Annotated in this window: 10 protein-coding genes; 5 read left to right on the forward strand and 5 right to left on the reverse strand. The window is 65.4% G+C overall.

Features of this window, described 5'->3' with window-relative positions; all coding sequences use genetic code 11:
- Positions 1 to 37: 37 nt before the first annotated feature.
- From ACOOF5_RS08850 to ACOOF5_RS08860, 3 genes are read right to left on the reverse strand one after another with little or no spacing between them, the layout of a single operon-like run.
- Positions 38 to 2,893 carry an ABC transporter permease subunit gene (locus ACOOF5_RS08850; RefSeq protein WP_420438255.1) on the reverse strand — a complete coding sequence of 952 codons (2,856 nt, stop codon included), beginning with the start codon at positions 2,891 to 2,893 and terminating at the stop codon, positions 38 to 40.
- Positions 2,894 to 2,943: 50 nt separating this feature from the next.
- Positions 2,944 to 4,299 carry an ABC transporter substrate-binding protein gene (locus tag ACOOF5_RS08855; RefSeq protein WP_420438257.1) on the reverse strand — a complete coding sequence of 452 codons (1,356 nt, stop codon included), beginning with the start codon at positions 4,297 to 4,299 and terminating at the stop codon, positions 2,944 to 2,946.
- Between the two features lie 12 nt (positions 4,300 to 4,311).
- On the reverse strand, positions 4,312 to 5,076 hold the full coding sequence (locus tag ACOOF5_RS08860; protein ID WP_420438259.1) for an ABC transporter ATP-binding protein: 765 nt from the start codon (positions 5,074 to 5,076) through the stop codon (positions 4,312 to 4,314).
- Between the two features lie 214 nt (positions 5,077 to 5,290).
- Here ACOOF5_RS08860 and ACOOF5_RS08865 point away from each other — a divergent pair, with 214 nt between their 5' ends.
- From ACOOF5_RS08865 to ACOOF5_RS08885, 5 genes are all read left to right on the forward strand, one after another.
- On the forward strand, positions 5,291 to 6,439 hold the full coding sequence (locus ACOOF5_RS08865) for a serine hydrolase domain-containing protein (RefSeq protein ID WP_420438261.1): 1,149 nt from the start codon (positions 5,291 to 5,293) through the stop codon (positions 6,437 to 6,439).
- A 132-nt stretch (positions 6,440 to 6,571) separates the two neighbouring features.
- Positions 6,572 to 7,384, forward strand: coding sequence for an HNH endonuclease (locus ACOOF5_RS08870; RefSeq protein ID WP_420438263.1), 813 nt, complete (start codon positions 6,572 to 6,574; stop codon positions 7,382 to 7,384).
- A 416-nt stretch (positions 7,385 to 7,800) separates the two neighbouring features.
- Entirely contained in the window at positions 7,801 to 7,947 is a 147-nt protein-coding gene (locus tag ACOOF5_RS08875) for a hypothetical protein (protein WP_420438265.1), read from the forward strand.
- A 264-nt stretch (positions 7,948 to 8,211) separates the two neighbouring features.
- A complete protein-coding gene (locus tag ACOOF5_RS08880) occupies positions 8,212 to 8,871 on the forward strand; it encodes a hypothetical protein (protein WP_420438267.1) in 660 nt (219 codons plus the stop codon).
- A 1-nt stretch (position 8,872) separates the two neighbouring features.
- Entirely contained in the window at positions 8,873 to 9,280 is a 408-nt protein-coding gene (locus ACOOF5_RS08885; RefSeq protein WP_420438269.1) for a type II toxin-antitoxin system PemK/MazF family toxin, read from the forward strand.
- An 84-nt stretch (positions 9,281 to 9,364) separates the two neighbouring features.
- Here the strand turns inward: ACOOF5_RS08885 and typA are convergent, their stop codons facing one another.
- Both typA and ACOOF5_RS08895 read right to left on the reverse strand, forming a co-directional pair.
- Complete coding sequence (typA, locus tag ACOOF5_RS08890; protein ID WP_420438271.1) at positions 9,365 to 11,230, reverse strand: translational GTPase TypA; 1,866 nt, start codon at positions 11,228 to 11,230, stop codon at positions 9,365 to 9,367.
- A 279-nt stretch (positions 11,231 to 11,509) separates the two neighbouring features.
- A complete protein-coding gene (locus ACOOF5_RS08895; RefSeq protein ID WP_420438273.1) occupies positions 11,510 to 13,042 on the reverse strand; it encodes a carboxylesterase/lipase family protein in 1,533 nt (510 codons plus the stop codon).
- Positions 13,043 to 13,081 lie beyond the last annotated feature (39 nt).

Consider the following 13,081-nt stretch of genomic DNA (forward strand, 5'->3'; position numbering starts at 1 on the left):
AGACATCGCCGTCTGCGCCGTCGAGCTTGAGGGGTGCTCAGACGTGGGCGCTTGAGCCGAGGTATGCGTTCACCACGGTCTCGTTGACGCGGATCTCGGCTGCCGTGCCCTGCGCGATGACCCGGCCGAATTCGAGCACGTAGATGTAGTCGCACACCTCGAGCACGAGGCCCATGTCGTGGTCGATCAGCAAGATCGACACGCCCTCCGAGGCCACATCCAGCAGCCGGACGCCCAACGCGATGCTCTCGGGTGTCGTCAGGCCGGCGGCAGGCTCATCGGCGAGCATCACGCGCGGTGCCGGCGCAAGTGCCCGCGCCACGCCGACCAGCTTCTGGCTGCCGAGCGGCAGGCTTGTCGGCTTCACCTCAGTGTCGTGGTCCAGCCCGACCAGCGCCATCGCGGCATCCGCCCGCGACTCTTGCGCAGGTCGCGTCGGCACCACAAAGTCGGCGAGAACTGAGCGGAACGAGGAACGCTCGGCGGCAACCTGCACGTTCTCTCGCACGGTCAGGTCGTCGAACAGCTCGAGCGACTGCCAAGTGCGCGTTAAGCCCAGCCGGGCGCGTTCATGGGGGGCTTCGCTGGTGAGCGGCGTCCCGCAGAAGGTGACCTGCCCTCGCGATGGCACGAACCCCGTAAGGGCATCGACGAATGTCGTCTTGCCGGCGCCGTTCGGCCCGATCAGCCCGACGATCTCGCCCTCGCGGACTCGCAGCGATGCCCCGTCCACTGCCTTCAGCCCGCCGAATCGAACCGTGAGGTCCGTGACGTCCAGCACGACGGGCGCATCGTCAAAGCTCCGAGGGCGCACCTTGCGCCGGTAGCTCGATGATGCTGGGATCTCGCCCGGAGACTCTGTGGCGTCGGCGCCGAACACGGCCTTGAGTTCGCCTCCGCGGGCCGCTGCTCTGGCGCGCCTGCGCGCCCGAACTGCCTTGAACCGTGCGAGGTTCTGTCGGTAGGCGCCGGCAAGGCCCTCGGGAAAGAAGATGGCGGTCACAACGAGTGCCACGCCAGCGGCGAACTGGTACCAGCGGCCGAGTGTGGCGATCCGGTCGGCGGTGATGTACACGATGCCGAGCGGCGCGAACAGCCCGGCGATGATCGCGCCGGCCACGCTCGTAATGCCGCACAGGTACGCCAGCGCCAGGAAACTCAAGCCGATCAGCACGGCAAAGCTCTCCGCGGACAGCTGGCCCCGGCTGTAGCCGATGAACGCACCGCCGATGCCGGCGAGGAACGACGCGATCCCGAACGCCAGCATCTTGGTCTTTGCCACCGAGATGCCGATCGACGCCCCGGCCCGCTCGTTCGAGCGCACGGCCAGGAACCGGCGCCCCGTCGCGCTGCGCGCAAGGTTGCCCACGGCGATCGCGCACACGGTCACCACCCCCACCACCAAGAGCCCGAATTCCATGCGCGCGAAATTCCTGCCTTCGCGGATGGAAAGGTCGACACCGAAGAGCGACGGCCCTGAGATCGGGTTGCCATACAGGCCGGTGATGGCGGTGTTGCGGAAGACGAATTCCTCGAGCGCGACGGCACCCGCCAGGGTGACCACGGCAAGTTGCGCGCCGCGGATGCGCAGGGCGGAGATTCCCACCACGAGGCCGAAGCTGGTAGCGATGAGTGCCGCCAGCAGCAGGGAGATGGGAAATGGGACGCCGAGGGAGTCGCCCAGCTTGCTGAGCGCAAAGCCTGACGCTCCCGCAATTGCGGCCTGCGCCAGTGAGATCTGGCCGACAAGCCCGGTCAGCACCACCAGCGACAGCATGACGATGGTCATGACCATGCTGGTGATGATCCCGATGCGATAACTGCCTTGGGTCACCACGGTCAGCACGATTGCGACCACCACGACGGCTGTGACAACACCGGGGCGCATCTTCGGCCTCACCACCTCGGGCAGGGCGTCGGCTTCGACAGCGCCGCGGGACGGCAGCGTGTGACCCAAGCCGAACAGGGCGATCACGATGACGCCGAACGGCAGCGCATGGGAGATTCCGGTGATGGCCCAGTCGGGCCACCACGGGTTGGTGGTCTGGTACACGACGATCGACTGGAAGATGCCGAGGCCGAACCCTGCCGCCACGCTGACAGCGATGGACAGCAAGCGACCGATGACCGCGGCGGCCAGCGCGGGCACGATCGCGAGGATGTAGGTCAACGGGCTCAAGGTGACGATCGGCGAGGTCAGGATGACGATGAAGCCGACGGCGGTGCTCGACAGCACCCACGTCGAGCCCGCCAGCATCTGCGGCGAGTAGCGGGCCAGGCTGACCGCCCGCTCGTTCTCGGCGGACGCCCGGGTGGCGAGCCCCAGTCGCGTGAAGCGGAACCATGCCCACGCCACCACGGCAGTCGCGAGCACGACAGCGCTGAGCCACAGGCGGTCGCGCGAGAAGCTGATGCCGGCGAAGCTCACCGGCTCGTTCGGCAGGATCGGCGCCACGACACGGGCCGTGCTGGTGAAGTGCATCACGATCATGGCTTGGATCACGAGCAGTACGCCCACCGACGCCACGACGCGGGCCAGGATCGGAGCGCGTCGAAGCGGCCGGAAGACGAGGAAGTGCACCATCAGACCGACGAGGCTGCACGACAGCACGGCGAGGATGATCGCCACCGCGAATGCCACCGTGCCTGAGCTGCCGCCGAGGCCGATCCGGTTGGGAAGGACCACCACTGGCAGCACGAGATCGCCGGTGCGGCTGAGCTCGTCGTAGACGTAGGCCCCCCACATCGCCATGGCCCCGGTGGCGAAGTTGATGATGCCGGTGCCGCGGTAGGTGATGACCAAGCCCATCGACAGCGCCGCGTATATGCAGCCGAATCCCAGGCCGACGATCGCGAAGAGGAGGTACTGGTCCACCTCAGACCGGCCGGTCACTCATCTGGGAATGCTCGCGGATGAGCCGGCGGTTGTGTGGATGGTGGTCGCTACAAACCGCTGAGTTCGTAGGCGTCGAAGGGCCCGTCGCCGACCACGACCCGGCGAAGCGTGCCGTCTTCGGCTTCGACGACTTGCCACACCATGATGTGCGACATGCAGTGCGACGACTCCGGCGGCCACGGCGCTTGCCCGCATCGCAGGTTGGGCCCGAACCAGCCGGGCGTCTCGCCGGAGTTTGCGAATGCATTGGTTATCGACTCGGCGGAGATGGGTCCCTCGATCGTCTCGAGGACAAACTCGATCTCGCGCCACGCCCCGTAGGGTGCCACGGCGAATCCTTCGATGAGCTGTTCATGACCTGCCGCGGTCATGTCCTGCGCGTACGCCGCGAGGCGTTCTTGAATCTCGGGAGGCGCGAACTCGGCAACCCACGGCACCCACTGGTCGCCTTGGGTGTAGGTGCCCAAAGCAGCAGGCCCGAGCACGTCGATGTACAGAGAGCACGACCCGGCGAAGATCGGCTTGTCGAAGCCGCTGGCGGCCGCAGAGCCGACCATGCCGATGCAGCCGAACTCGTCGAGCTGGCCCATCATGCCGTCAACGCCGGCGGACTGGGCGGCTGCAATCGCGGCAGTCCAGTCGGGCGCAGCGATATCAACCACGATGCGCGACATGTTGATGCCGTGGTGTTCAAGCACCGGGGCGATGATGTTGTCCATGAAGTCCAGGGCGGTGGACGAATCCTGGATGACCACGGCGATGTGGTCGATGCCGAGCTCCTTGAAGGTCTTGGCCGGGCCGACGGCAAAAGCGCCGGTCGCGACGTGAAGCAGGAACGCGCCGGGGCTGTTGCGCTCGGTGGGGCCCCACGAGTGAGACGAGACGTAGGGAATGCCTGCGTCGACCCACAGCCCGAGTGCGGCTTCTGAGCTCAGCTCGACGCCCATGTAGGCCATGACGACGTCTTCCTCGATCAGCTTGATGGCGCAGTTGATGGCGCTCTCGGGCGTGCCGTCGGAGAGGCACACGACCGGCTCGATGACGGCGCCGTGGATACCGCCGTTCCGATTGATGACGTCGATGGCTACCTCGCCGCCGATGCGCATCTCCGGCAGGGAGATATTGCCGCCCTCGTTGTTGACGTAGCCGACCCGGATGACCTCGCCGGCGCGGTCGATGGCAGCGCTGGCGCTTGAGGGGTCATCGCCGCCGGCTGCGTCATCGCCGTCAGATGCCGAGCCGTCGCCGGCATCGTCGTCGGCTTCCGAGTCGCCGGTCGCCGCGGGTGCCGTGGTGGCCACAGGCTCGTCGGTGTCGCTGGCGTCGTCAGAGCCGCCGCATGCGGCTGCGACGAGACTGAAAGCGCAGAGGACTGCGAAGAGTCGAGGCAGGAGAAGCAACACGGGGCTTCGACGCTACTCGTGGTCCAGGGTTCGCTCACCGAGATAGCTGGCCTCGAGCACCTCGGGCCGTTGCGCCAGTTCCTCCGCCGTGCCCGACAGCGCCAGCTCGCCGTGATTGAGCACGTAGGCCCGGTCGGTGATGGCGAGCGCGGCGTGCACGTGCTGTTCCACCAACAGGACAGCCGTGCCAGTCTCGTCGGCGATGCGGCGCACCACCGGCAGCAGGCGCTCCACGATGATCGGCGCCAAGCCGAGGCTCATCTCGTCCACCATCAGGAGCTTCGGATCGGCGATGAGCTTGCAGCCCAAGGCCAGCATTTGCTGCTCGCCGCCCGAGAGCAATCCGGTTCGACGGTCCAGGAGTTCGGAGAGGGCGGGAAACCAGCCGATGATGTCGTCCTCGGTGACCTCGCTGCGGCGGTGCCGGTGAAGGCGCAGGTTCTCCGCAACGCTGAGCTGGAAGAAGATGCCGCGGTCCTCGGGCAGCAGCGCTGCGCCTCGACGGGCCACCTGGTGCGCGCTGGCGCCGCCGAGGGGCTTGCCCAGCACGTCGATCTCGCCGTCGATGGGCCGTAGGACACCCGCGATGGTCAGCAGCGTGGTCGTCTTGCCCGCGCCGTTGGGTCCGAGCAGCGCCACTACCTCTCCCGGGTTGACATGGAGCGACAGGTCGCGTACGGCCGGCACGCCGCCCCAGCCGGCCACCAGATTCCGAACATCCAGCGCACGGGTTGCGACAGCGGTGCCTTCGGGGACTGCGGCCTCGGCTGTGCTCATGCGGTTGGGCTCATGTGTGGACCTCGGAACCAAGGTAGGCGTCGGTGACGGCCTCGTCCCGATACCCGTCGGCCGAGTCGTCAAACAGCGCACGCGCCGACCTCTGCCGGCGAGCGGACCGACGGTCCCGCTTTCCGTTCGCGCGATGTCGCGGCTGCAATGATGAACGTCGAATCGGCGGCCGGAGGGTCCGGCACGGCAGAGAGGACTGGTCATGGAAGTCAGCGGGACATGCAAGGAAGGCTTTGAGGCAGTCCGCGACGCCTTCGAACAGAACTTCGCCGAAGGCCTCGAGGTTGGCGCCGCAGCGGCGGTCACCGTCGACGGCGAATCCGTCGTGGACATCTGGGCCGGCGATGCCGACCCGCAGAGCGCCTCGTGGGATCGCGACACGATCGTCAACGTGTACTCCACCACCAAGACCATGGCGGCGACCTGCATGCTGGCCTTGGCCGACCGCGGCCAGCTGGATTTCGACGCGCCCGTGTGCGAGTACTGGCCAGAGTTCGCTCAGAACGGCAAGGACGGCGTGCTGGTGTGCCACGTCATGTCCCACACCGCCGGGCTCCCCGGTTTCGTGCCGGCAGTCTCGGCGGAGGACCTGTACGACCTCGACGTCATCGCCGAACGGCTCGCGGCCCAGGAACTGTGGTTTGAGCCAGGCACCAAATCGGCCTATCACGCAGTCACCCAAGGCAACCTCGAAGGCGAGATCCTCTACCGCATCACCGGAAGGCGCATGGCCGACTGGTTTCGTGAGGAAATCGCAGAGCCGCTGGGCGCTGATTTCTGGATGAGCCTGCCCGCCTCCGAGGATCGCCGGGTGAGCGACCTGATCCCCCCACCGCCACCGCCGATGCCGGAGCTGAACGGTGTGCCGGTCGGCCCCGACTCGACTTGCATCCGCACGATGACCAGCTGCCTGCTCAACGCCACTGAGCCTCGGACACGGGCGTGGCGAGCAGCCGAGATCCCCGCCGCCGGCGGCTTCGGCAACGCACGGTCCATTGCACGGATCCATTCCATGCTCGCATGCGGGGGAGACGTGGACGGCGTGCGCATCATGTCCTATGCCGGGGCGCGCAAGGCTCTCGAAGAACAGATCGACAACATCGACGATGTGCTTCTGCTGCGGCTCCGGCATGGTCTGGGCTTCGCCCGCGAGCTCGACGGCTGGGTCACCAGCCCCAATCCGAATCACATGTTCTGGGGCGGCTGGGGCGGCTCGATTGCCGTGGTCGATTTCGACGTGCGAGCGTCGGTGGCCTACGTGATGAACCGGATGGATGCCGCCATCACCGGCGACCCGCGCGGCGGCCGCATCGTGGATGCCGCCTTCGCCAGCATCTCCGCCGCCGGCTGAGTAGGACATAGTCGATGTCGGAGCACGACCGAACCGCGCCCCCGGCGGCGAGAGCCGGGATTGTGGCCAGAAGCGACCATGCGTTGAATTCAAGTGTGGTCCGCCCGGCGCGGCCATGCCCGGAGAATTGAAATGTTTGTCTTGTTGTGGAACCCCGACTCGTCGAGTGTCGACGACCATGAGTTCGAAATGTTGCAACACGATTTCAGCGAAGAAAATTCGCTTGTCCGTGACTGGTCGGTACATCGCAAAGGAGGTGTTTCGATAGGCGATAAGATGTTCCTGCTTCGGGTTAAGCGGGAAAGAGGAATTGTGGCACTCGGGACTGCGGAGAGCGAAATATTTGAGGACGAGCACTGGGACGGCTCGGACAGAATCGCTCGTTATATCGATGTTGTCTGGCAGACCATTCTTCCGGTAGATGACCGCATGCCGATCGACGTAGTCGTGAATGTTGCTCCTAACACAGCATGGAACAGTCTGCAATCGTCAGGAGCTGAGGTCCGAGTCGAGGACCAGGAATCACTGCTTGAAGCGTGGTACGACTGGCTCGTGGGCCTCGATGTTGATTTCCCGGCAAATGAGGCCGGAGTGCGATCTGGCGCGGAGAGGCGGATAGTCGAAGGTGCGTCAAAACGAGTGGTCGTAAATCGTTTTGAGCGCAGCAAGAAAGCGAGAGAGCATTGCATAAGGGCGCACGGTGCGCGTTGCGCAGTCTGCGGGCTTGACTTTGAAGATATGTATGGTCAAATTGGTGCCGGCCACATTCACGTCCATCATAAGGTGCCCCTCTCCGGAGCGGTAGACGGATCTGGATATGAACTTGATCCAGTAAACGATCTAGTGCCGGTGTGCCCTAACTGCCACGAAATGCTCCACATAGGTGTCGATGAGCCCCGCACCGTCGAGGAACTTCAGAAGATCATCCAGGATGTCGCTCAATAGCGGATTGTCGGCGGTACTACATCTCACGCCGACATAGAGGCGTTTCGCACTCATGATGGTGGTTGTGGTCTCGACGGCTTCCACTTCTTCGCCTACTCGCTGCTGCACTATTACCAATTCGGCACGCACACGCCGGGTCGCACCGACATCTGGACCGAGTTCGAGCAGAACCGTGCCGAAATGGGCTTCGAGAAGCTGAATGCCCAGGTCGACGAAGCCCGCGCCGATGACAACACTGGCATCGAGGAAGGCGGGCTGGACTCACTGCGGGGCTGCATCGGCACGCCCGACCAGATCCGCGACTTCGTGCGCGCCTACGAGGACGCCGGGGTGGACGAGCTGATCTTCGTGAGCCAGGCGGGTCGCAACTGCCACGAAGACATCTGCGAGTCGATGGAGCTGTTCGCCTGGAAGTCATGCCCGAGTTCGCTGAGCGCGCCCCGCAGCGTGAGGCCGCAAAGCGCGAGCGCTACGCAGAGACGATCGAACGGCTCCAGAACTTCCACAGCATCGACACCGAGCCGCGCCTGGAGCTGGCCGTCCCGGCCAACCCCAGCATCTAGCCCACGGTCCGCTCGCTGACGTCATTGCCGAGCGCTGGACGACTCATCGCTGACCTGCGAACCGCGACGAGCACCAGTTGCGCAACCCGCGTGATTGTTACATCCCCGGCGTACGTTCGAGTCGCTGCCAGAGGAGGAGAGTCGATGACCGCGACGCGACATGGTGATCGTGCAGAAGCTCAGGACGGCCACGCAAGAGCGATTGGCGGCCTCGCTTGCTCGGACCTGATGGCCGGAACTCAGCATGCTGCATACACTGGCGATGTGGTGCTGCTCGCTACCGATGAGGATTGTGCGAGCGTCTCGATACGTGCCCTGCTGGAGTCCGCAGACGGCCGACGGTTGCGCATGACGCGCACCATGGTGGTCAAGCTGCTGTATCTGGCGGACCTTAGATCGGTCGCGACGGATGGGCGGGCCCGTTCGGGCATCTTGTGGCGCTGGTGGCACTACGGCCCGTATTGCCAATCGCTGCGCAGGGTCGAGGACCGGCTCGTCGCTGACGGATTGATCAAGCGCAGCACCAGTTATCTCTCCGCAGATGTAGAGGAGGCGGTGTTGAGTTCCGGCAGTGCTTCGTCGGAGATTTCGACTCGGGCTAGTGCGTTCTTGACGCATCTCGAAGCCGTGCTCGACGACCACGGCCGTATGACTGCTGGCGCGTTGACGGATTTGGCATACCAGACTGCTCCGATGGTTGAAGCTCAGCAATCTGGAGTAAGAGGCGTTGTGCTGGACTTGCAGGTGGGGCGAACCGATGCGGCCGACGTCGATGCCGTCATGTCCGCCCTGGCTGAGCGGCCCGATCTCGTTGCCATGCCCCTGGTTGATGCCAGCTCCTTGGGTGCCCCGGACGCAGCCGAGATCGTCGGAATGTTTCGCGGCAACCGGGCGCGAGCCAATCGCAGGTTGCTGGCTGACTGAGGTGTCGCACATCCGACTGGGCGATGTCTACGACATCGACGACGACCTGATTCGCATGTTGCCTGAGGGTGATCGGAGCTTTCACGCATCACGGCCATTCGTTGTCCTCAATGACATCGGAAACGACCAGCAGCATTGGCCCGTCGTCATGGGCTGTCCGATATCCAGTTCGGCCAAGTCAACAACGGCCTTCTGCGTTCAGTTGCAGAGCGGCGAGGCCGGCATGAACAAGACGAGCTGGATTCGGGTGGCAGCGTTGCAGCCACTGGAAAAGTCCGACCTTGCGCCATCTCGCTGGAGAGGACGGCTGCCCGCTCAGCGGCTGGCCGAAGTAAGAGGGAACCTCCTCTTCTATCTGGGACTCAGGATCCCCTCAACTCCGAGCGCCGACGCTGACGCCGGCATCTGACGGCTGGCTAACGCTCACAACCCAGATCAAGAGAGTTGAGCCTTCGCGATTTTGTGGGATTCGGGCTGCTGGGCTCGGCGGGGGTCAGATGGACGTCCGCTGGAGGCGCTTGCGGGCTCGGCCGCGGGCGGTGGCGTCGAACACCGTCTTGCGGATGCGCACGGCGTCCGGGGTCACCTCGACGCACTCGTCATCGGCGATGAACTCCAGCGCTTGCTCGAGCGACAGGACTCGGGGCGGGGTCAACCGGACGGTGTCGTCTGACGCGGCTGCCCGCACGTTGGTCTGCTTCTTCTTGCGGCAGATGTTGACGTCCATGTCTTCGGGCCGAGGGTTCTCGCCGATCACCATGCCCTCGTAGACCTCGTCACCCGGAGCGACGAACAGCGATGCCCGCTCTTGGAGGGCCGCGATCGCATATCCGGTGACTGCACCGAAGCGGTCTGCGACGATCGACCCCGAGTTGCGGGTGCGCACCTCGCCCAGCCACGGTGTGTAGCCCTCGAACACGCTGTTCATGAGCCCGGTGCCTCGCGTCTCGGTCAGGAACTCGGTCCGGAATCCGATGAGGCCGCGTGTCGCCACGACGTAGTCGAGCCGAACCCATCCGGTGCCGTGATTCGACATGTTCAGCATCGTCGCCTTGCGCTCGCCGAGCATCTGGGTGACGGCACCGACGAATTCTTCGGGCACGTCGATCGTGACGCGCTCGGTCGGCTCGCAGAGCTGGCCGTCGACGGTGCGGCTGATCACTTCGGGTTTGCCGATCGTCAGCTCGAAGCCCTCGCGTCGCATGATCTCCACCAGCACCGCCAACTGCAGCTCGCCCCGACCCTGGACCTGCCAGGTGTCGGGCCGGTCGGCTTCGTGGACCCGGATCGAGACATTGCCGATGAGCTCTGCGTCGAGACGATTCTTGATGAGGCGAGCGGTGAGCTTGTCGCCGTCCCGACCTGACATCGGCGAGGTGTTGATGCCGATCGTGATCGACAGGCTGGGCTCGTCCACCCTGATGAGCGGCAGCGGTGCCGGATGCTCCAGGTCGGTGAGCGTCTCGCCGATCGTGATGTCCGGAATGCCCGAGATCGCGATGATCTCGCCCGCGTTCGCCTCGTCGGCATCGACGGGCTCGAGGCTCTCGGTTACGTAGAGCTCGTTGATCTTGGCAGTCGAAACGGTGCCGTCGGTTCGGCACCACGACACGGTCTGGCCGCGCTTGATGGTGCCGTGCATGACACGGCACAGCGCGATGCGCCCCACGTAGGGGCTCGAGTCGAGATTGGTCACCCACGCCTGCAGCGGATGCTCGGGATCGTGGCGGGGGGCTGGGACGGTGGCGAGCAGCGTGTCGAACATCGGGCGCAGATCGGTGCCGGGCACCTCGGGCTGCAACGACGCCGTGCCGCGTCGGGCGTCGGTGTAGACGATGGGAAAGTCGATCTGGTCGTCGGTCGCGTCGAGGTCCATGAACAGCTCGTAGACCTCGTCGACCACTTCGCTGACGCGGGCGTCGGGCCGGTCGATCTTGTTGATCACGAGCACGACCGGCAGCTGCAGTTCCAATGCCTTGCGCAGGACGAAGCGCGTCTGGGGCAGCGGACCCTCGCTGGAGTCGACCAGCAGCAGGACGCCGTCCACCATCGTGAGGGCGCGCTCGACCTCGCCGCCGAAGTCCGCGTGGCCAGGCGTGTCGAGAATGTTGATCTTGGTCTCCGCGCCGGCGTCGTCGGTATACCGGACGGCGGTGTTCTTGGCCAGGATCGTGATGCCCTTCTCGCGTTCGAGATCCATGGAGTCCATGACCCGTTCCGCGACCGTCTCATTGGAGCGAAAGGCGCCCGACTGCCACAGCATGGCGTCGACCAGCGTGGTCTTACCGTGGTCGACATGGGCGATGATCGCCACATTGCGCAGGTCTGCGCGCGCAACAAGATGCTCGGTTGCAGACATGGCGAGCCTCACGGGAGAGGGGTTCCGGCGCAGGATCGGCGTGCGGACTCACCACCGGTGAGTGCAGCCGATGACGCCGGGCGCTGCGCAGGTTCTCAATGCACCCGGACGTCGTGATGGCTGCCGGGTGCGAGGACCCGGCAATGCTGAACTCTACGGGCGCAACTGCGCACAGCGGCCAGCCGGCTCAGCAGTCAGCCGTGGCGCCGAGCGCGGCGCAGACTGACCTCGTCCTACAGCTTGAGGACTGATTGGCCTACAGCTTGTGGGCGGGGGGCGCTAAATGACGCCGTCCCAGAGGCTGATCTCGTCGTCGGCGGGGCGGTTTGCCAACCGGCACTCGGTGTCGAGCAGCATGGTCGGGCGCGATTGGGCAGTCCAACGCGGCCAGTCCGGCAGCCCTGTGTGATTCGGATCGCCGTCAGTGACGAACCGAACCCACGCCTCATGGGTGTTGGCAACCAAGTCGAGCGGTGGGTCGTCGCCGACGAAGCCACGTGCCATGTCGTTGTTGACCTGATCGAACATGAACGGCACCTCAAGGAAGTGGTGGGCGCCCCACTCCCCGTCGCCCTGCGGTGTGCGCCAGTCGAACCGGTACATCCACAAATTCGGGTTGTGCGCAGCTTGCGCATCGGCAAGGCGGACGGCCGGGACGGTGAACATCCGGTCGGTCTCCACCGCCGCAGCGAGCTCGTGCGGTGCGGCCTCGGGCCGGTTTCCGCTGTACACCCCGAGGGCGGCATCGCCATCCTTGCCGACCATGCCGAACACGGCACCGATGCTGGTGCGTACGAGTTCCTCGTTGAACATCTCCTTGAGGTCGACCACGAAGATCTGCGCCTCTTCCATCGTGGAGCCGATCATCACTCGCACATCCGACGCTGCCCCCGCGGCGATGGCGTCGATCGGGCGCTGAGGCAGTTCTTCGGTGAAATACGTGGGCTGGAAGGCCATCGCCGACGCTGCCGCTTCGCGGTACTTCTCCGGGTTGCGGGTAGCACCGAGATCGTTGACGACGTCGATCTGCGCCGCAAGCAGGGCGTCGTTGCCGACTGCGGCCAGAGCGGCGGAATCGCCGGGCTTCACTCCGACAGCGTCGAGCACGTAGCCGCTGATGAGCGACGCCGTGTCGGCGCTGAGACCATTGTGGGCAGCGCCGCTTTGGGGAATAGCTCCCTGGAACAGCCCCTTCGCCGCCGGCATTGCCATCAGCGTTCCGCAGCTCATGCCGCCCGCCGACTCGCCGGCGATCGTCACCTTCGATGGATCGCCGCCGAACGCTGCAATGTTCTCCTGGACCCACCGCAGAGCCGCGACCTGGTCGAGCATGCCGATGTTGCCCGAGGCGGGCAGGTGGCCGAAGTGGCTGGCGAGGTTCATGAACCCCTGGACGCCGAGCCGGTAGTTGATCGTCACGCACACCACGCCGTCACGGGCGAACGCCGCGCCGTTGTAGACGTCGTCGACGCCGCTGCCGGCGTAGAAAGCGCCGCCGTGGATCCACACCAGCACCGGCAGGCCGCCGGCGCCCGGGTCCGGCGTCCACACATTCAGCCGCAGGCAGTCATCGCCGGCGGGATTGGGTGGTGTGCCCAGCTCGCCGAAAATGCCGGGCATGGGCTGCTGCAGCGCCACAGGGCCGTAGGACGAGGCGTTTCGGACGCCATCCCAACTGGCCGGGGCCACTGGGGGCCGCCACCGCAAGTCGCCCACTGGCGGTGCCGCATAGGGAATGCCCTTGTAGGCGTGAACGCCCTGATCATCGACGCCAGCCAGACGTCCTGAACTGATCGTCACTTCTGCAGCCATGCCTGCCCCCCTCGTTGCGCTGCGATGTTAGGCGCGAGC

This window comes from Candidatus Poriferisodalis sp. (assembly GCF_965214215.1).
GTDB lineage: Bacteria > Actinomycetota > Acidimicrobiia > Acidimicrobiales > Poriferisodalaceae > Poriferisodalis.

Excerpts from the sequence above, each read along its gene's own strand:
- ACOOF5_RS08860 (WP_420438259.1), bottom strand. The coding sequence starts at position 5,076 with ATGAGCACAGCCGAGGCCGCAGTCCCCGAAGGCACCGCTGTCGCAACC.
- ACOOF5_RS08865 (WP_420438261.1), top strand. The coding sequence starts at position 5,291 with ATGGAAGTCAGCGGGACATGCAAGGAAGGCTTTGAGGCAGTCCGCGAC.
- ACOOF5_RS08870 (WP_420438263.1), top strand. The coding sequence starts at position 6,572 with ATGTTTGTCTTGTTGTGGAACCCCGACTCGTCGAGTGTCGACGACCAT.
- ACOOF5_RS08875 (WP_420438265.1), top strand. The coding sequence starts at position 7,801 with ATGCCCGAGTTCGCTGAGCGCGCCCCGCAGCGTGAGGCCGCAAAGCGC.
- typA (WP_420438271.1), bottom strand. The coding sequence starts at position 11,230 with ATGTCTGCAACCGAGCATCTTGTTGCGCGCGCAGACCTGCGCAATGTG.
- ACOOF5_RS08895 (WP_420438273.1), bottom strand. The coding sequence starts at position 13,042 with ATGGCTGCAGAAGTGACGATCAGTTCAGGACGTCTGGCTGGCGTCGAT.